Annotated in this window: 17 protein-coding genes; 5 read left to right on the plus strand and 12 right to left on the minus strand. The window is 38.1% G+C overall.

What is annotated here, in order from left to right; all coding sequences use genetic code 11:
• Positions 1-23 precede the first annotated feature (23 nt).
• Together HDE68_RS10800 and HDE68_RS10805 are read right to left on the minus strand one after the other, a co-directional pair.
• Complete coding sequence (locus tag HDE68_RS10800) at positions 24-383, minus strand: DUF4406 domain-containing protein (protein ID WP_183881668.1); 360 nt, start codon at positions 381-383, stop codon at positions 24-26.
• Positions 384-468: 85 nt separating this feature from the next.
• A complete protein-coding gene (locus HDE68_RS10805) occupies positions 469-1,050 on the minus strand; it encodes a Crp/Fnr family transcriptional regulator (RefSeq protein WP_183881670.1) in 582 nt (193 codons plus the stop codon).
• 165 nt (positions 1,051-1,215) lie between these two features.
• Between HDE68_RS10805 and HDE68_RS10810 the strand changes: the two genes are divergently transcribed.
• The 3 genes from HDE68_RS10810 to HDE68_RS10820 all read left to right on the plus strand — a co-directional run bounded on the left by HDE68_RS10810 (position 1,216) and on the right by HDE68_RS10820 (position 5,884).
• Positions 1,216-1,437, plus strand: coding sequence for a hypothetical protein (locus HDE68_RS10810; protein ID WP_183881672.1), 222 nt, complete (start codon positions 1,216-1,218; stop codon positions 1,435-1,437).
• 343 nt (positions 1,438-1,780) lie between these two features.
• Positions 1,781-4,321: an ATP-dependent Clp protease ATP-binding subunit gene (locus tag HDE68_RS10815; RefSeq protein ID WP_183881674.1), complete on the plus strand. Its 2,541-nt coding sequence runs from the start codon at positions 1,781-1,783 to the stop codon at positions 4,319-4,321.
• 720 nt (positions 4,322-5,041) lie between these two features.
• Positions 5,042-5,884: a hypothetical protein gene (locus HDE68_RS10820; RefSeq protein ID WP_183881676.1), complete on the plus strand. Its 843-nt coding sequence runs from the start codon at positions 5,042-5,044 to the stop codon at positions 5,882-5,884.
• 89 nt (positions 5,885-5,973) lie between these two features.
• On the opposite strand, the gene HDE68_RS10825 is transcribed toward HDE68_RS10820, so the two are convergent.
• The 10 genes from HDE68_RS10825 to HDE68_RS10870 all read right to left on the minus strand — a co-directional run bounded on the left by HDE68_RS10825 (position 5,974) and on the right by HDE68_RS10870 (position 16,777).
• Positions 5,974-7,047, minus strand: coding sequence for a PA0069 family radical SAM protein (locus tag HDE68_RS10825; protein ID WP_183881678.1), 1,074 nt, complete (start codon positions 7,045-7,047; stop codon positions 5,974-5,976).
• A gap of 41 nt (positions 7,048-7,088) precedes the next feature.
• Positions 7,089-8,318 (minus strand): carboxypeptidase-like regulatory domain-containing protein, encoded by a 1,230-nt coding sequence (locus tag HDE68_RS10830; RefSeq protein ID WP_183881680.1) that lies wholly within the window; start codon positions 8,316-8,318, stop codon positions 7,089-7,091.
• An 85-nt stretch (positions 8,319-8,403) separates the two neighbouring features.
• Positions 8,404-9,225 carry an enoyl-ACP reductase gene (locus HDE68_RS10835; protein ID WP_183881682.1) on the minus strand — a complete coding sequence of 274 codons (822 nt, stop codon included), beginning with the start codon at positions 9,223-9,225 and terminating at the stop codon, positions 8,404-8,406.
• A 61-nt stretch (positions 9,226-9,286) separates the two neighbouring features.
• On the minus strand, positions 9,287-10,948 hold the full coding sequence (gene recN / locus HDE68_RS10840; RefSeq protein WP_183881684.1) for a DNA repair protein RecN: 1,662 nt from the start codon (positions 10,946-10,948) through the stop codon (positions 9,287-9,289).
• Between the two features lie 133 nt (positions 10,949-11,081).
• Complete coding sequence (locus HDE68_RS10845; RefSeq protein WP_183881686.1) at positions 11,082-12,872, minus strand: M56 family metallopeptidase; 1,791 nt, start codon at positions 12,870-12,872, stop codon at positions 11,082-11,084.
• A gap of 4 nt (positions 12,873-12,876) precedes the next feature.
• Positions 12,877-13,260, minus strand: coding sequence for a BlaI/MecI/CopY family transcriptional regulator (locus HDE68_RS10850; RefSeq protein ID WP_183881688.1), 384 nt, complete (start codon positions 13,258-13,260; stop codon positions 12,877-12,879).
• A 122-nt stretch (positions 13,261-13,382) separates the two neighbouring features.
• The gene (locus HDE68_RS10855; RefSeq protein ID WP_183881689.1) at positions 13,383-14,285 is read right to left on the minus strand and encodes a DUF4835 family protein; all 903 of its coding nucleotides are present in this window, start codon (positions 14,283-14,285) and stop codon (positions 13,383-13,385) included.
• Entirely contained in the window at positions 14,282-15,481 is a 1,200-nt protein-coding gene (gene coaBC, locus HDE68_RS10860) for a bifunctional phosphopantothenoylcysteine decarboxylase/phosphopantothenate--cysteine ligase CoaBC (RefSeq protein WP_183881691.1), read from the minus strand. Before coaBC ends, HDE68_RS10855 begins: the two co-directional genes overlap by 4 nt.
• A gap of 46 nt (positions 15,482-15,527) precedes the next feature.
• Positions 15,528-15,854 carry a DNA-directed RNA polymerase subunit omega gene (locus HDE68_RS10865; RefSeq protein ID WP_183881694.1) on the minus strand — a complete coding sequence of 109 codons (327 nt, stop codon included), beginning with the start codon at positions 15,852-15,854 and terminating at the stop codon, positions 15,528-15,530.
• On the minus strand, positions 15,854-16,777 hold the full coding sequence (locus tag HDE68_RS10870) for an outer membrane protein assembly factor BamD (protein ID WP_183881696.1): 924 nt from the start codon (positions 16,775-16,777) through the stop codon (positions 15,854-15,856). The genes HDE68_RS10865 and HDE68_RS10870 overlap by 1 nt, the downstream gene beginning before the upstream one ends.
• Positions 16,778-17,178: 401 nt before the next feature.
• Here HDE68_RS10870 and HDE68_RS10875 point away from each other — a divergent pair, with 401 nt between their 5' ends.
• Positions 17,179-18,069 (plus strand): hypothetical protein, encoded by an 891-nt coding sequence (locus HDE68_RS10875; RefSeq protein ID WP_183881698.1) that lies wholly within the window; start codon positions 17,179-17,181, stop codon positions 18,067-18,069.
• A gap of 35 nt (positions 18,070-18,104) precedes the next feature.
• Positions 18,105-18,623 (plus strand): DUF4337 family protein, encoded by a 519-nt coding sequence (locus HDE68_RS10880; RefSeq protein ID WP_183881700.1) that lies wholly within the window; start codon positions 18,105-18,107, stop codon positions 18,621-18,623.
• Positions 18,624-19,067: the final 444 nt, after the last annotated feature.

The following is a 19,067-nucleotide window of genomic DNA, read 5'->3' on the forward strand; positions in this document are numbered from 1 at the left end:
CCAAAAAGATAATATCTTTATTTTTACTCTTCTGCATGCGGTACATCTTCCAGACGATAGTACACTTTTAGTCCTCTTTCTTTAGCAATTCTTACATCCTCATCTGCTCCTTTTGAAGCGCCTTCCAAACGAAGAACAGCGTCACATTTTAGAAGTAAACGGTGCGCCACCGGATATAAAATCTCTTCATAGGCTTCATCACCAGGTTTCATAGAGCCTGCAAGCCTGAGTAATGGTAATGCTGCCCATTCACCAATCATTGGAATATGCCCTAATCTAAATAGGGGAAGGGCAGCTGCTTCTAATCTGCTTAGATTTTGCCGCATTAATTCAGGATTATCATTTGTCCCGCTGCGGTAAGGTCCTGCTATAAGTATTAACATATCTTTTTTTTATTTATACAAAACAAGTAAACAGCGGCTTTGAAAAAAATAAGGTAGTTTAAGAAATTCAGGAATATTAAAGCAATTACTTTTTGTGTTTATGACCGCGGATTGTACTTAAGAACTCTGGGGTAATTCCTAAATAAGACGCAATTTGTTTCTGAGTAACCTGTTTAACTACCTGGGGATATTTATTCAGAAATATATGATAGCGTTCCTCGGCCGAAAGCGATAGATTCTGTATCGTCCTGAGCTGTTCCCTGATATAGGCGTTTTGAAAGATCACCCGGAAGAATCTTTCAAATTTTGGTATTTTTATATAGAGCCGGTCGAGCTCATCTTTTGATAGCTGAAAAATAATACTTTCTTCTACCGCTTCAATGGTCAGCATTGCCGGCTGCTGATTGATAAAACAAAATATATCAGTTATCCACCAGTCGCTAACGGCAAACATAATCGTAGATTCTTTACCGGCTTTGTCCAGGTAATATGCTCTCAATGTACCCGAATGAACAAAGTTGATATACTTACAGACTTCCTCTCCCTGAAGTATGAATTCTTTTTTTGATACTTTTCTTTGTTTTAAAGATGAAATGAAACAAGCTGTTTCCTCTTTATCCAGCGAAATATGTCTGGCAATGTTTTTAAGAATAAGGTCGTTTATCATGTTCTCAGTTAAGGGATCAGTCTCTGAAATAATTTCCGGTTCAAGAATAGGGAAAATTTAACAATATGACCGGCAGGTTTAATATTTATAATATTCTGCACAGACAGGTTATAACTGTGAAATTTTTAGAGATTTGATGCGTTAAATATATATCAACGCCTAATTATGGAGCAGTACATCTACGAGGATGAGTATCGTGGTCAAAAAAGAAAATTATTAATCTTATCCGTAGAGGACGGTTCAGGTTACAGAGTGTTTTTAGAGGCCAAATTTATAGGATTAATCACCCCGGTAGTCAATGAAGAAACTTTAAGCTGGCAAACTGATTACAATATATTGAAGCCTATTGTAAAAAAAATAGGGGAATGGATAGAGAAATCTAATTAATGACTGCCATTTTGTTGCTTTTAACTGGGTCTAACTAACAAAATGACAGGTGGTTTATGGCATAATAATCATTACATTTTAGGGACAATTCTCCCAAAATAGGAGGTTTTTTTTCTCTAATGATTATTTAAACTACTTTAGGACTTATTATATTTTTCTAAGACAATTAAAATAATATTGCTATTAGTGTCAAAACTTAGTAAGTTTAGTGAAATAAGGTCAGTAACGAAATCTATCTGCTGCCATATGGCGTAATTGTTGATAAAAATAAATCATATAGGTGACGCTCTTTTATAAAACATATTTTATAGTTTAGGGGCGTTGCGTTTAAGAAAAGGTATATATGGAAGCTAAATTTTCACCACAGGTAAAAGACGTGATTTCGTTTAGCAGGGAAGAAGCCCTGAGATTAGGTCATGATTATATAGGCGCTGAACATCTTTTGTTAGGTCTGATTCGCGAAGGCGATGGAATGGCTATCAAAATATTGAAATCGCTGGGGGTTGATACCTCTAAATTGCGCCGCTCAATTGAGGAAGCAGTAAGAGGTACTTCCAGTGTTACGGTTAATCTGGGAAATATCCCTTTGACCAAACAGGCCGAAAAAGTATTAAAAATCACATATCTGGAAGCCAAAATCTTCAAGAGTGATTTAATAGGAACAGAGCATTTGCTGTTGTCCATCCTTCGTGATGATGATAATATCGCATCTCAGATATTATTACAATACAGCATCAATTACGAAATCTTCAAACAGGAAGTAGAAGTAAATAAAAATGGTTTCAGAGATGAAACTCAAGGTAGCGCTTCAACTGGTGGTGATGACGATTATCGTGAAGAGGAAAGCTTTAGCAGTCCTAAAAAAGTGTCTGACATTAAATCTAAAACTCCGGTTCTGGATAACTTTGGAAGAGACTTAACGAAAGCTGCAGAAGAAGGCCGTCTGGACCCTATCGTAGGTCGTGAAAAAGAAATTGAACGTGTTTCTCAGATCTTATCACGACGTAAAAAAAATAACCCTATTCTGATTGGTGAGCCGGGTGTAGGTAAATCAGCAATTGCTGAAGGTCTTGCATTACGTATCGTTCAGCGTAAGGTATCAAGAGTATTGTTCAATAAACGTGTGGTTACCCTGGACCTTGCTTCTTTAGTTGCAGGTACTAAATATCGCGGACAGTTTGAAGAACGTATGAAAGCAGTAATGAATGAACTGGAAAAATCAACCGATGTAATCCTATTCATTGATGAGATCCATACTATTGTTGGTGCTGGTGGGGCTTCTGGTTCACTGGATGCTTCCAATATGTTCAAACCTGCTTTAGCAAGGGGCGAAATACAATGTATTGGTGCGACTACGCTTGATGAGTACCGTCAGTATATTGAGAAAGATGGAGCTTTAGACCGTCGTTTCCAAAAGGTAATGATCGAGCCTGCTTCTCCTGATGAAACTATTGAGATCTTAAACCGTATTAAAGAGAAATATGAGGAACACCATGGTGTTACTTACACAGCTGAGGCAATAAATGCCTGTGTTGCTTTAACTACAAGATATATCACTGACAGATTCCTTCCGGATAAAGCTATTGACGCGCTGGATGAAGCTGGTTCAAGAGTACATTTGACTAATATTCATGTGCCTGAAAACATCATTGATATTGAGAATAAGATCGAAAATATTAAGGTTGAAAAGAATAAAGTTGTAAAAAGCCAGAAATATGAGGAAGCTGCTAAACTGAGAGATACTGAAAAGAATCTTCTGGAAGAGCTTGACCGTGCAAAAATTGAGTGGGAAGCTGAAACTAAAACTAAACGTTACACCGTAACTGAGGATAATGTTGCAGAAGTTGTTTCCATGATGACTGGTATTCCTTTACAACGTGTAGGTCAGACTGACAGCGTGAAATTGCTGAATATGTATGATACGATCGCTACTAAAATTATTGGTCAGGACGATGCGATCAAGAAATTAAGTAAAGCTATTCAACGTACAAGAGCCGGATTAAAAGATCCTAAAAAACCAATCGGTTCATTTATTTTCTTAGGCCCTACAGGTGTCGGTAAAACTGAGCTTGCTAAAGAACTGGCGAGATTCATGTTCGATAGCGACGATTCACTGATTCAGATTGACATGAGTGAGTATATGGAGAAATTCGCTGTTTCACGTTTAGTGGGAGCGCCTCCGGGATATGTTGGTTATGAAGAAGGTGGTCAGTTAACTGAAAAAGTACGCCGTAAACCTTATGCCGTGATCTTGTTAGATGAGATCGAAAAAGCTCACCCTGATGTGTTTAATATCCTGTTACAGGTGCTGGACGAAGGTCAGCTGACTGATAGCTTAGGCCGTAAGGTAGATTTTAGAAACACGATTATTATCATGACTTCTAATATCGGCGCACGCCAGCTTAAAGATTTCGGTCAGGGTATCGGCTTCTCTACAAATGCTAAAACTAATCAGGTTGATGCACATTCAAGAGGGGTAATCGAAAATGCATTGAAACGTGCTTTCGCTCCTGAATTCCTGAACCGTGTGGATGATGTAGTTGTATTCAATACTTTAGGTAAAGAAGAGATCTTTAAAATTATTGATATCGAACTTAAATCATTGTTTGGCAGAGTTCATACACTAGGTTATGAAGTTAAACTGACTGATGTAGCAAAAGATTTTATCGCCGATAAAGGTTTTGATATTAACTTTGGCGCCAGACCATTGAAACGCGCAATTCAGAAATATCTGGAAGACCCTATCGCTGAAGAAATCCTGAAAGGTGAAATCAATGATGGAGATATACTTGAAATTGATTACAATAAGGAAACTGATCTGATTGTGGTTGAAAATAAGAGCCCAGGTAAGAAGAAGAAGAAAGAAGAAGGTAGTGTAGAGTAATCACTCCAAAACTAGCATCTAAAAGGCTGCCCCCAAAGGGCGGCCTTTTCTGTTAAAAAAACAGGTCTTGCTATTTCAAAGACTGCGCCCGTCCGAAGAGACGGCCAATGTCTTTTAAATAGCAAGACCTGTTTTTTTTCGTTTGTCTGACCTTTGAAGGAGCCAATTATATGATGTTCATTGGAAGGATTACAAATAGGGGGGTGGCAGGGAGGTGAAATTATTAAGAAGAAAGGTTTGTTGTTGCTTTGAGAGTTGCCTTTGCTTTAAGAAGAAAGGTTTGCTGTTGCTTTGAGAGTTGCCTTTGCTGTTGCTTTAAGAAGAAAGGTTTGCTGTTGCTTTGAGAGTTGCCTTTGCTGTTGCTTTAAGAAGAAAGGTTTGTTGTTGCTTTGAGAGTTGCCTTTGCTGTTGCTTTAAGAAGAAAGGTTTGCTTTTGCTTTGAGAAGAAACTATTGGGATAATTCTTTTTTTAATAGCCGGTATTTCTCTTTGTGATGATTTAATTAATTAGAATATCTTAGCGTAATTGTTAATCATAAAAAAATATAAACAGATGAAATTCCTATTTCTTAATGCATTAATAGTTGGGATTAGTGCTCAGATATCCATTGCTCAGACAAATACTTTCCCTCTGGATGGTAATGTTGGTATTGGGTTTTAAGCCCAGGTTCAAAGTTACAGGTCGCGGGAACATTAAGCGCCACTAACCTTTCCAGCACATTGGGTTCTTCTTCTCCTGTTATTTTTGGAAGTGTTGGTGTAGCATATCCTACATGGGGAGTCTCAATGAATCATATTGTAGAGGACGTTGGTGAAAATAAGTACGGAATGGCTCTCCTTACCCAGGATAGCTATTTAACAGGACGTACAGAAAAGATGAGAATTACCTCTGAAGGTAATGTAGGGATTGGAACTATTACACCGAATTCAAAGTTACAGGTTGCTGGAACCATAAGCACGATTAATATTGCAAATACAGTTGGTTCATCTGTTCCTGTTATTTATGGAAGTATCGGAGCAGCATATTCTACATGGGGAGTGTCAATGAACCATGTTGTAGAAGATGCGGGTGCGAATCATTATGGGATGGCTTTGCTAACTACAGATAGTTTCCTGACAGGGCGTACAGAGAAGATGAGAATTGCCTCGAATGGTAATGTTGGGATTGGTACAACAAACCCGGATGAAAAACTTGCAGTGAATGGCACGATACACTCGAAAGAGGTAAGGGTAGATTCAAATAATTGGCCGGACTATGTGTTTCATCCCCAATATAATCTTCCTGCTCTTGGTGAAGTTAAAGCATATATCGAAAAGAGTAAGCATTTGCCAGAAATGCCGTCTGCTGCACAAGTTGAGGCTAAAGGATTGAATTTAGGTGAAATGAATACACTTTTAACTAAGAAGGTGGAAGAACTCACACTTTATCTACTTGATAAAGAAGATGAAGTAAAAATGCTGAGATCTAATGTCAAATCACTAGTGAAGAATTATAAGGATCAGGAGGAAGAACTTAAAGCTGTCAGAAATATACTGAATAAGTTGAAAATTACAGCTCAATAGTTTGGATTATCCGGATTGATAAACTTTACTACCAGATCGACAAACAGAGCCCCCGGATTAATGAAAAATCTTAATTTATGATTCCGGCTTTAGAAAAGACTGAGCTGTTGTTTGGGTACACAGAATAAGCTGGAGTTCAGGTGGTTTCTTTTCACGTTTAAATGGTTGATTCTACAATGAAGCTTAAAGGTGTCGTGGATCATTTTTGCAATGTTACCTTCGCCTGTCATCCTATCCCCGAAACGGCTGTCGTTGACAGTTCCACCGTGGCAGGATTGAATCATATGCCAGACTTTATCGAAACGGTCAGGGAAGTTCTGACGCAGCCAGTCTTCGAAGATAGGGCTAACTGCACCGTTTAGTCTTACGATCGTATAGCCCGCATTTTCTGCTCCGCAGGATGCAATCGTTTTCAGGATACCAGGAATCTCATGATCACTCAGGCCCGGAACCAATGGAGCTACCATTACGCCAGTCGGAATACCGGCTTTACTGAGCTGCTCTACTACTTTTAGTCTTTGCCTGACAGTTGTAGTACGGGGCTCCATCTTTAATCTTAGTTTTTCATTCAGGCTATTGATAGAGATATATACCATGCAGAGGTTGTCCTTAGCCATTTCCTGGAGAATATCAAGGTCACGTAAGATCAGGGAATTTTTTGTGATCATACCTATGGGCTGCTTATAGGCAAGCGCAATCTCTAAGAGCTGGCGGGTAAGTTTATACTCACGCTCCGCAGGCTGATAACAGTCGGTATTTCCGGATAGGGAAATCGTCTCCGCATTCCACCCTTTACGCTCCAGAAATTTTTTAAATAGTTCTGGCGCATCTTTTTTTACAATGATCTTTCTCTCGAAATCCAAACCAGCACTGAAACCCCAGTATTCATGTGCATTTCTGGCATAGCAATAGGTACAGCCATGCTCGCATCCCTGATAGGGATTAAGTGAATAGGCCATGCCAACGTCAGGGCTGGTTACTTTATTGACGATAGACTTAGACTTCCCGATAATGAAGGTGGTCTTATGATTTTCATTTTCCCAGTCATCTATTCCCTCGTTATGTTCTTTAACGTACGAATGACTTAGAAAGTGATTGTGGGGATTAAATTGCGCGCCTCTCCCTTTCAAATATTGCTCTTCTGGCTTTTCCGCTGAAATCATCTCTAAAATTACTAATATTTTTAGTAATAAGGAAATGGTTTTTATCTTTTATTTATGGGGATGTAGTCCATAGGTACCATATCACCAATTTTTTCATAGGCCCAGAAGCCTTCAAATAGTATCGCTTTTGAATCGTGTATGGCCCCGTTCGGATAAAAACTTACCGGACCTTTTAACATACTAACTACCGAAATCTGATAATTTGGAACCGTTAGCGGCCGCATGATATAATGACCGGTATTAGAATAACCAATGCTTTCTTCTTCTTTGGTATACATCACATAAAGTTCATCTTTATAGTTGATGGTCTTCATGTTAGGATAGATACTTTTAACCAAGGTGTCTGTCGCTACTCCTGACATATCCAGAGTGGTAAATTCTTTAGGAAGATTATATAAACGCTGCATCATTAACAAAGAATCGCTAAATACTGAGCCTATAGTGCTGGCCCCATGCATTCTTTTCATCAGCCTTGCTTTTGTAGCCGCAATATAACCGTCCGACGGCCGGTTTGGATTAGGTACTTTAATCCGCTTGTAGATGATAAAGCCGTTTTCTTCTACCTTGTTCTGGTATAGGGATTGGAAGAAATGCTGCGGAGAACCAGCATAAGCAATCTCTCTGTTATTTAACCAGGTCCTTCTTTTCTTTCCGGAACCCTTAAGGTCTTCAAATACAGGGAGACCAGAGAAATAAACAATCCTTGTGTTGTAATTATATTCAAATAGATTCAGCATGTATTTTAGACGATAGCCTAATGCCTTATTTTCAACGACCAGAAACTCATTAGTGGTCACACTAAGTATTTTAGCATCTCCATCGTATTTGATATATAATACATTTGGGTTCAGAATTTTGCACTTTGCCGAATTAGGGGTTTTGCCAATGAAAAAATCTTCAAATATCTTAAGGTTCTTTTCCCTGTCAGGATCTGCCCTGATCACAACCTCATTAAGCTGTATGGTGTTTTCTGCAAGGGTAATGGATATATTAACCGAGTTATCTGAAACGATGACACTCTTGCTGTATGGCAGATAACCAATCATTTGTACCACAACCTCGTAAGAACCAGGTTTGATTTTGGTCAGGGAAAATTGCCCGTCTCCGTTAGTGACAGTCGCAGTGGTATATCCGCTTAAATAAATACCGGCTCCAGGAAGCGTTTCTCCTTTTTTATCCTTGACAACCCCACTGATGGTGTAGAGTTTTTGTGCATGCGTATTCAGGCAGAATAATAAAAGTAATACCGTCCCGAAGAGATATTTTATCATGGAGCTAATTTAAAGATCTGCGGTTTATATAAGCATAAAAATAGCCCTTAAAGGGCTATCTAAATGTTAAATAAAGTTAATTGATTTATACTTCTGTATCTACACCTAATTTCTCCATCACCTGGTTACTTACACCGGTTGAAGAGTATCCGCCATCATGGAAAAGATTTTGCATAGTGACCATACGCGTCAGATCTGAGAATAAAGTAATACAATAATCTGCACAAGAAGCTGCATCAGCATTTCCTAATGGAGCAACCGAATCAGCGAAATCATAAAAATCACCAAAACCTTTAATACCCGCACCTGCAGTTGTTTTAGTAGGAGACTGAGATACTGTATTGATACGTACTTTCTTTTCTACTCCATAATGATAACCGAAACTTCTGGCGATAGATTCCAGCATAGCTTTGATATCAGCCATGTCCGTGTAAAATGGATAAGTTCTTTGTGCTGCCATATAAGTAAGGGCAACTACACTGCCACCTTCATTAATCGCATCCAGCTTTTTTGCAACAGCAAGCATCTTATGTAATGATAAAGCAGATACATCTATTCCTTTTTGAAAATAATCATAATTCAAATCTGTATAAGGAATTTTTTTACGGATGTTCACACTCATTCCTATAGAATGCAAGACGAAATCAATTTTACCGCCTAATATCTCCTGAGATTGTATATATAAATTAGTCAGATCTTCTACACTTGTCGCATCAGCAGGTACAATCTGAGAGTTTGTTTTTTCTGCTAATTTGTTAATCTCACCCATACGCATTGCAATAGGGGCATTAGTTAAGACAAATGTAGCCCCTTCTTCATGGGCTTTTTCAGCAACTTTCCAGGCAATAGAATTTTCATCTAAAGCACCTGTAATTATACCTCTTTTACCTTTTAATAAATTATACATATTAATGTTCTTTTTTGTAATTGATCTGATTTGTATTTGTTAAGGTTTATTTTGATTGGCCTCAATTTTTATAACTCAGTAAGTCCTGCGCATTTTTCAACGCCGACTCCCCTGGATTTTTACCACTCAGCATTTCAGCAATAGCCAGAATGCGCTCCTGCGGGTTAAGTCTGCGTATGCCCGTTGTAGTACGCTCGGATTCTTCTTTTTTATAAACGAAATAGTGTGCCTCTCCCTTTGCTGCAATCTGAGGGAGATGGGTAATGCAGATAACCTGCATATTTTGCTCCAGCTCTCCAATGACATCACCCACACGAAGCGCCGTTTCACCAGAAATACCAGTGTCGATTTCATCAAATATCAGAGTAGGTAAGGAAGTATGTTTAGAGATGATCGATTTAATAGCCAGCATTAAACGCGAAAGTTCACCACCCGAAGCTACTTTGCCTACCGGTGCAGGTGCCTGTCCTGCGTTTGCAGAAAACAACAGGGAGATCATATCTTTCCCATCTTTGTTTAAATTCTCTACAACGGTTTGTTCAATTTTGATCTTCGCATTAGGCATCCCCACTCGGACCAATATTTCACCGACCTGTTTCTGAGCAACATTAATTGCCTTGCTGCGGTTTTTTGATAAGGTATCAGCTATCTTTTCCAGCTCTATCTTTAACTTATTGATCACCAGAATTAAACGTTCTATCTCTTCATCACTGTTTAAGAGGGTATTTAAATTGTCTGATAATTCGTTTTGTAGGGCCAGCAGCTCTTCCACAGAGGTTACCCTGTGTTTTTGCTGTAAGGTATAAATAGTATCTAACCTGATATTTATTTCATCAATCCTCGCCGGACTATATACAATATTCTCTTCCAGTACTATAGTTTCTTCTGCAATATCCTTGATTTCTATCAGTGCTGAACGCAAACGTTCATTCATTGCACTATAAGAAGGACTGAATTTCTCGATCGCCTGGATCTGATTGATAACTTCTTTTAATATCGGAAGCACTGCAGTTTCCTCACCATCCAGCAGAACATGGCCATTTAATAAACCTCTTTTGATACTTTCTGCATGATTTAAAGCTTCCAGCTCGATCTCCAGCGCTGCTTGTTCACCCGGTTGTAAGTTTGCACTCTCCAGCTCGTTAAATAGAAACTGCTCGTAATCCTGTTTGCTTCTGGCCTCATCGGCCGATGTCTGCATATTAATCAACAGCTGGAGATTCTTCTTATATTCTCTGAATTTCAGTCTGTACTGGGTAAGCAGAGGTAAATGATCAGATAAAGTATCTACTACCGATAATTGAAATCCAGGATCATTCACCTCAGATGTAGCATGTTGTGAATGTATATCAATGAGCTTTTCACCGATTTGCTTCATCACCGCAAGGGTTACAGGCGTATCATTAATGAAAGCTCTGGACTTGCCGTCGATAGAAATCTCCCTTCTCAGAATACTTTCCTGCTGATAATCCAGGTCGAATTCTTCAAAATAAGGCTGCAATCCGGAACTGGTAAGCTTAAACTGCCCTTCTATCACACACTTTTTAGCCTGGTTGAAAAAGTATTTTGTTTCTGCCCGCTGCCCCAATATCAGGGATAGCGCACCTAACATGATAGATTTCCCTGCACCGGTTTCACCAGTAATGATATTTAAACCTTTATCAAGTTCTAAATCAACACTATCAATCAGCGCGTAGTTACGTATAGAAAGTTTCTGTAGCATATTTGATTGCTAAATTATGAAAACTTAGTCATTTGATGTTTATTCTTTTTTAACAAAAAACGGCAGAAGATGTTTCTCCTGCCGTCCCGTTTATTTGTGTATTAATTTTTTACGCTATAGCCATTCAATTGTGCTATTGGTTTTCTTTTTTGAGTGTCCTGGCTTTCAGCTTCTCCACATCCTCATCAAATTTCTTTTTCAATTCCTGGTATTCTGCAGTTTGTTTGAGTTTTTTCTGATCTTCAGTATCACCCAATATTACAATTCTGTTAGGGATGTTATCGCTGATGATAAACTGGCTCCTGTTTTTAAACTCTTCCGAATTGACCATTTTCTGAATATTTGCAACCTGTAATGCAGCCTGGGTCTGCATCTTTCTGATTTTTTCCCTTTGTGCAGGCGTATCATATTTGGCTCTCATTTCGACAGCTTTAGCTTTCATTTCAGCAGCCATTTTCTCAAGCTTAGCACGTTCCTTAGGATTATCATACTTTGCTTTCGCCTCAGCTGCAAACTTCTCCCATTTTGCCTTTTGTTCTGGTGAGTCGAATTTCTTTTGTAATTCCAGACCTTTTTTCTCGAGATCTGCAGTCATGCCTGCTAATTTGCTCTGATCTCCGGAAAGACTGGCCAACACCATATCTTTTACATCTACTGCAAAATTTGCAACTGAAACCGAAACTTCAGGACTGATGATGGAATCTATTCTGATGTTGAGCGAATTACCCGAAATCAGCGCTGAATTTTCAGCATGTCTATCTTTGTCAAGAACAGTAGTATCTAATCTTCTGCTCAAATCAGCACCATTATTCTTAGTGATTATAATCCGCTTTAATTTCTTTTTTCCTGTATCTGCAGGAAGCTGTACAGTAGAAGCGGTTAAAGCTGTGTTGGTCTGTAACTTAAAATTCTTTTGCTGTTTTTCACTTTTTGCCGGACTAATCCATGCCAGTGAAACTATAGTTGCAACGGTAATTGTAACCGCAAACAACTTCTGTTTGGAGTTCATATAGCTTGTTTTCATATCTGTTATTCTTTTGATTCTTTGATATAAATGCTGGTTGTTTCCTGTCGCCGCTAAAGCGAATAGTGGCGAACTCTTGTCCGAAAGCAACTCTACCTGCAGTAATGCATGCGCATAGGTCAATGGTGTACTGGTTAAACTAACTACCAGGTCATCACAGGCATGTTCGCGCTCGATATCTATAAATTTGCCTGTCAGCCATACAAAAGGATTGAAAAACAAGATAGTTTCAATCAGGGTCCTGATCAGGTTGAATATATAATCGTTCCGTCTGATGTGGGAGAGTTCATGAATAAGAATGGCCTCCACATGCTTCATATCCATTTGTGCTGCCAGTGCTACCGGAAAAAGAATAACTGGTTTAAAGAAGCCAATAACCAAGGGTACATTTACATGATCAGATAAATGAAAGGAGACGTGTTTACTGATATTCAGTTTTTTGGTTAGATCTTCAAAAAGTGTATTCCATTCTTCAGGAATATGGATACGCGCTGCCATTTTTAGATTTTGTATTTTATTGTATCCTTTAAAAACGATAAAAGATTGAATAATCATACCTATGCTATAAAGCAAGACCAGAAAAGGGAAAGCTTTTTCTGCATAACGAGTTATAATTGCAGCCAGGCCTGAATGGGTTAGCTGATAAGCAGGAGCTATATTAGACATGATCGTATTGTCCTGTGCTGCCGGCCATTTAAATACGCTAAAGAAGGTAGCTGCAAAACAGATCAGTATAACTACGTTAGCGGCATAGGCTAGATTGTATTTCGTTTTTGCTTTCAATTGAAAGACATGCAGTTGACTTGGAAGCAGTAAAGCATAGATAAATGCGGCCTGCCATAGCGAATGCAGGATACTCCATCCTGTTGCCTGTATGAGATTGTTTAATAAAGCTTCCATAATTTTATTGATGATCTAATTCATTTAAATATTTCCTTATTGCTTCTATCTCGTCTTTGCTTGAAGTATGATTTCCCAGGGCCTGCATCACTAACCTTGCAGCAGATCCGCTAAATGCATTGTCAATTAATTTAGAAACCAGGTGCTGCTGGGTCTTCTGCTGACTGGCCAATGCACTATAGATATGAGTCTTTTGATTTGTATCTCGTTTGACCAGCCCTTTTTCATGCATAATCTGCATAATTTTCAGGGTAGTTGTATAACCAGCTTCTCTGTTCAGGGTCAGTATTTCGTGCACTTCTCTAACCGTACAGTTTCCTTTCTCCCATAAAATCTGAAGTATCTCCAATTCGCTCTCTGTTGGTTTTGTTGTGATTTCGGATGACATATTTTATTTACGAATTGTTTCGTAGTACTAATGTACGAATATATTCGTATATCCAAAATATATTTTAAGAAAAATAAGAAAGGTTAAAATAAGGAATAAGAAAAGGAGGGGAGAGGGGGTATTTAAAGCCCTTTTTTCAATGCTTCGTATTTATTGATATTTGCAGGATCGATTTCACTGAGCAGGTTATAGGCCTGAATTTTATCCTGGGTATTTCCTGTGACAAGGATATTGACCATTTCTTCTGCTTTAGTAGCGAGATACACATTAGGGAAAATCGAACCTAATTTTTGTTTATCCATCTGTTTTAAGTCTGGTAAAAAACCTAATAACATCTGGCAGCCTTTGGTTGGATTATCCTGTATACGATCAAGTGTATTGGTATGATAGTTATAAATGAAAATTCTGAGATCTTCAAAACTCTTGTTCAGCAGGTTTTCATTTAGCCAGTATCTGTTACGTAAACCGTCATAGGCTTTCCAGCCGGTATTGCCTGATACCTGTGCTACATTCAGAATATTCTGCGCTTTCAGATAATATTGCGTTCCGCCCAGTTTACTAAAAGTATCTTTATCTAATCCAATCATCGTATACGCATAGTAGGATAACAATGAACCCAGATTACTTAAAAAGTTCTGATCCGAGAAGTTCACCGGCTCACCTTCATTATAACTGAAATCGAAATCCTTATCACTTAAATTCAGAATTGTACTGTTATAGGAGGTACCAAAGATAGGTCTGCTGGTTTGTATCTGTGCATCTGCTTTATAGCCAGAACCGCCATCCCAAGAGCTGATGGTGATGACAAGACTACCTTCAATTCTTTCCTGAGGCAGGTAAGTTTCATTTGTCCACTTATTGTTGTTCATGAACTCACGTACCGTAGTTTGAATCAGCTCTATATTCTTTTTATCCATGTTAGGTACAGTAGGTGCTGTGACTGTTACCCTGACATTTAATTCCTGGCTAAAACCAGTTAAAAAAAAGAATAGTGAAGCGAAAACTAAAGAAGTGATTTTTTTCATGCTTGGCGCAGCTTTAATATTTCAGTGCAAATGTCTTTGGCAACTTCAGCTTTTGATTTTACTGCGTATACCGTTTTCTCCAGGCACTGATTAAAGATAGTAATTTTGTTCGTATCTTTTTGAAAGCCTGCTCCTGCATCATTTAATGAATTCAGAATAATCAGATCAAGGTTCTTTTTGATCAGTTTAGCTTTTGCATGTTCTTCCTCGTTATTGGTTTCTAATGCAAATCCAATAAGAAGCTGCGTTTTGGTCTTTGTCTGACCCAGGGTAGCAAGAATATCCGTTGTCTTTTTTAATTCAATACTAAATTCTTCGGAAGCTTTCTTGATCTTTTGTGCAGCGACGTGTACAGGGGTATAATCCGCAACTGCGGCGCTCATTACAGTAATTGAGTTATCCGGGAAATTTTTTTTGCAGGCTTCGAGCATTTCGCCAGCAGTAGTTACATCTATTCTATGTACATACTGTGTGCTTTTTTCTGAGGTAGGCCCGCTGATCAGAGTTACCTCTGCGCCCAGACTTGCCATTTCATCTGCAATGGCAAAACCCATTTTCCCTGAGGAATGGTTCCCTATAAAACGTACGGGATCTATAGGTTCATAAGTAGGACCGGCAGTAACCATCACTTTCACACCCGCCAGAGGCAGATTCTTTCTGATCGTATCAGATAGATAGGCTACGATTTCTTCCGGCTCTGCCATTCTTCCTTCTCCATATAAGCCACTGGCAAGTTCACCATTGTTTGGTGAGATGATGGTATTGCCGAAGCCTTGTAATTTCTCTATATTGGCTTTTGTGCTTTCATGTTTCCACATATCCAGGTCCATTGCCGGGGCATAAAACACAGGACATTTTGCGGAAAGATATACAGCGCTAAGGAGGTTGTCGCAAAGACCATTGGCCATTTTGCCGATCGTATTAGCACTGACAGGGGCAATTATCATATAATCAGCCCACAGACCTAATTCAACATGATTACTCCACACTCCGGTTTCTTCTTCGAAGTATTTGGTGTAAACAGGATTTTTAGAGAGGGTAGCAAGGGTAAGCGGCGTGATGAAGTTTGCCGCATCTGCTGTAAGAATTACCCTGACGTTTGCACCAGCTTTAACTAGTAATCTAACTAGTACCGCAGATTTATACGCTGCAATACTGCCGCAAACGCCAAGGATGATATTTTTATTTCTGAGCATGGTCTATTAATGCAAATGGATATGCGATTTAATACCTATGCGAAATTTATTGTGAATCTTTAGATGGATTTCTGTGGTAAATTTTATCATTCAGAAACTCATCAATTGCAATAAGGCTTGGTTTTGGCATGCGCTCATAGTGCTTGCTGATTTCAATTTGCTCTCTGTTTTCGAAAATCTCTTCCAGATTATCATTAGAAGAAGCAAACTCAGCTAATTTGCCATGTAACTCCTCTTTCATGTTATTTGAAATCTGATTAGCCCTTTTAGAAATAATCACTAAAGACTCATAAATGTTGTGTGTCTTCTGGTCTAAATCGTTTACATTTCTTGTTACCGTAGTATTTGGTATAGCGGGTTTATTCGTATTCATTATTTGTTGGGGGTTTTAATCGTGGTAGTATCTTTTTTAGCATCTTTTTCCATTAATGCTCTGTATTTTGCAGTGAGTTTGGCATCCTGAGCCATCAATTGTTTTGCACTTGCTATTCCTTCTTCACTATTTGTTTTAAGCGTTTTCACTTCAGGAATATATTTGCTTTCAGGATGTGCTTCAATAAATTCGTTAGCATAACCAATTGCTTCGTTATATCTGTCTTCCTGACGGAAAGCATAACTGTTTTTAGCATATGAATATTGTGATTTAACAATCAGCAAGTCCATATCTTCTATATACTTGATATCCGGGAAATCAGTTTCTGCATTTTTCAAAGCAATTACAGATGATTTGTAGTAAGATAAATCATATCCACCCAAATCATAATATAACCTTGCATTTGTATAGGCTTTTAACTCCAGTTTTGCACGCAGGTCAGTAATGTACTGACTTGCCTGAGCAACACGCTCACTTTTAGGATATAAGTTGATAAACAACTGTAATGCATCAATCGCTTTATAAGTGTTTTCCTGCTCTAATGTATATTCAGGAGAATCCAGGTAGTAGCAATAAGCACCCATATAGCGGCATTCTTCAGCGTTTTTACTTGTTGGATAAGTATCCGCGAAGTATTTAAACTGATAACGGGCAGTGGTAAAATCCTTTAGTCTGTATAACGTATAAGCGTAGTAATAATTCAAATCTTCTGCTTCAGTTCTTCCTCTATATTTCTGAGAAAGATCTTCAAATAGAATAAGGGCTTTTGAATAATCCTTCTTGTTATATAGTTTTATTGCTTCCTGATATTTTTTGGCCACATCATTGCTGAGCCTGATTTTTTCAAAACGGCTTTTGCAACCTGCAATACTCAGGGCAATAACAGTAAAACTTAGTATAAAAACGTGTTTAATTTTAAACATTGTGCAAAGATAAGTTAATAATACGATAACGTCAATTAAAAATAATCGACCGCTAAGCTATATAAAGCCTTTTTATAAGTCAAGCTGTTAACATATTTTAACAAATAAATTCTCTGAAAGGGGTTATCTATTTAATTAATGGCAAAAATGGGGATAAAAACGCTGTTTCGAAGAGGTTAAATGATTTGGATTACGCCCTCATTTCTAAACGGCCGTTTAAATATAGCTATTTAAATTTGTTGAAACAATAAATATTTGGTGGTGAAATAGCATCCGGAATTGACTGTTTTCGGGTAAGTGGTACTTAAATCATGGCAATTGGTTACAATTATATCTTTTATGAAACCGTTAAACCTTATTTATATTCTATAGTCTTTTGAATCAAGCTTTAACGTTTTCTCATGATAAAATCTGTTTATAAACCCCTATTCACCTTATTTCTTGTTTTTTATGCATTATGCAGCTTTGCACAAAGTGATCCTGCAGTTAACAGCAGCAAAAGAGATGAGCAGAAACCATCCTTGAAATTTGGAGTCAATTATTTGAACAACAGTGTTTTCATGGGACGGTCAGATACGGCACGTACGCCTGTTATCACACCCGGCATCAGATATACTTTTAAATCTGGTATTTATGTGGCTGGAAGTCTGGACTATCTGTTAAATAGCAAAAATGCAAAATTGACGAGCGGAGATCTTGCTGCCGGGTATGATTTCGACCTGACCGATAACCTGGACGGGGCAATATCTTTTACAAAATCATTTTATAATCCTAAAAGTACCCAGATTGCTTCTTCTCAAAGTGCGACAATTAATGCCAGTTTCAATTATGATCTGAACGATATTATCACACCTTCCATCAGTGCAGATTATGGTTTTAATAAGCAGGGGTTTAAAAATGATATTTTTTTAAGTGCTGGAATAAGCCATGCTTTTATGCTGGCTGATCTTTTCAATATCAAAGATCAGCTGACTATTTCGCCAACAGTTATATTGAATACAGGTACACAAAACTTTTATGATTCCTATCTGGTCAATAAAAAACTCAAAAATACAGCTAAGAATACTGCACAGAGTAAACTGACCGCAATACAGAAGCAGGATCTTGAAAAATTCAGGTTGCTGGATTATGAGTTTTCGATTCCGGTTGAATATAAGCTCAACCATTTCATTTTTACTTTAACCCCAACGTATTCCAGGGCTCAGAACAAATTACCTGGAAATATCAGTTCGGGATTATCTGATAAAACCAACCTTTTCAATCTGGAGACAGGGATAGCACTGAAATTTTAAATTATTGATATACTAAACGTAGTTAAAATCAAATTATGGAAGAAATAGAAATACCTACGGAACATCTTCATGAAACTATCGCAGAGAAATCGGAAGAGGCATTGAAGGGCAATGAAAATAAGTGGATCATGTATTTAGCAATATCTACTGCTTTGGTTGCTGTTTTTGCTGCTATCGCAGGATTAATGGCCGGACACCATTCAAATGAAGCATTAATTGAACAAATAAAGGCTTCTGATCAATGGGCGTATTACCAGGCAAAGGGGATTAAAGCGGAAATCAGATCTCTGCGGGTAAATGGGACAGATGATGCTGCTAAAATAGCGCAGTATAAAAAGGAACAGCAGGAAATAAAAAAGATAGCGACAGCACATGAAAAATTATCTGAAGATCATTTAGATAAACATGTTTCGCTGGCTAAAGCGGTTACGCTATTTCAGATCGCAATTGCTATTTCTGCTATTTCAATTCTGACTAAAAGAAAGAGTTTGTGGTATCTGGGCCTTCTTTTTTCATTAGCAGGGATCTTCTCTTTCTTATATGGTATAATTTGATAGGGGTTAAGGAGCATGTTTGGTCTGGGTTATCAGTTGTTTTTAATCGGTTAGCCGGGTATAATGGGAAGGATTTTATCGTGATTTTGAAGTAGTATATATAGTATAGGTATATACGAATAGCGTTGAAATGGAGAAAGTGTGTTGACAAGTGGTTAACGGCTATTTCAGGCAATGTTGCAGGAATCCTTATACTATATTAAAGCTATGGTTGAATCGGGGTTGATACGGGGTTGAAACGGGTCAAGGCGTTTCAACCCCGATTGAAATCCGTATCAAGGATAGGGAGTGTATAGGTTTAACATTGGTTGTACATTCGTTGAACATTGTCTGTGACACTGTTTGGGGTTGATTGTGTGTTATCCGGGGTCTGCCTGCCTGGATGTCTTTCGCTGATTATAGTTGATTAAGGTATTGTAGCTATTTTGTTTTACCTTATTATTT

The organism is Pedobacter cryoconitis (assembly GCF_014200605.1).
GTDB classification, from domain to species: domain Bacteria; phylum Bacteroidota; class Bacteroidia; order Sphingobacteriales; family Sphingobacteriaceae; genus Pedobacter; species Pedobacter cryoconitis_B.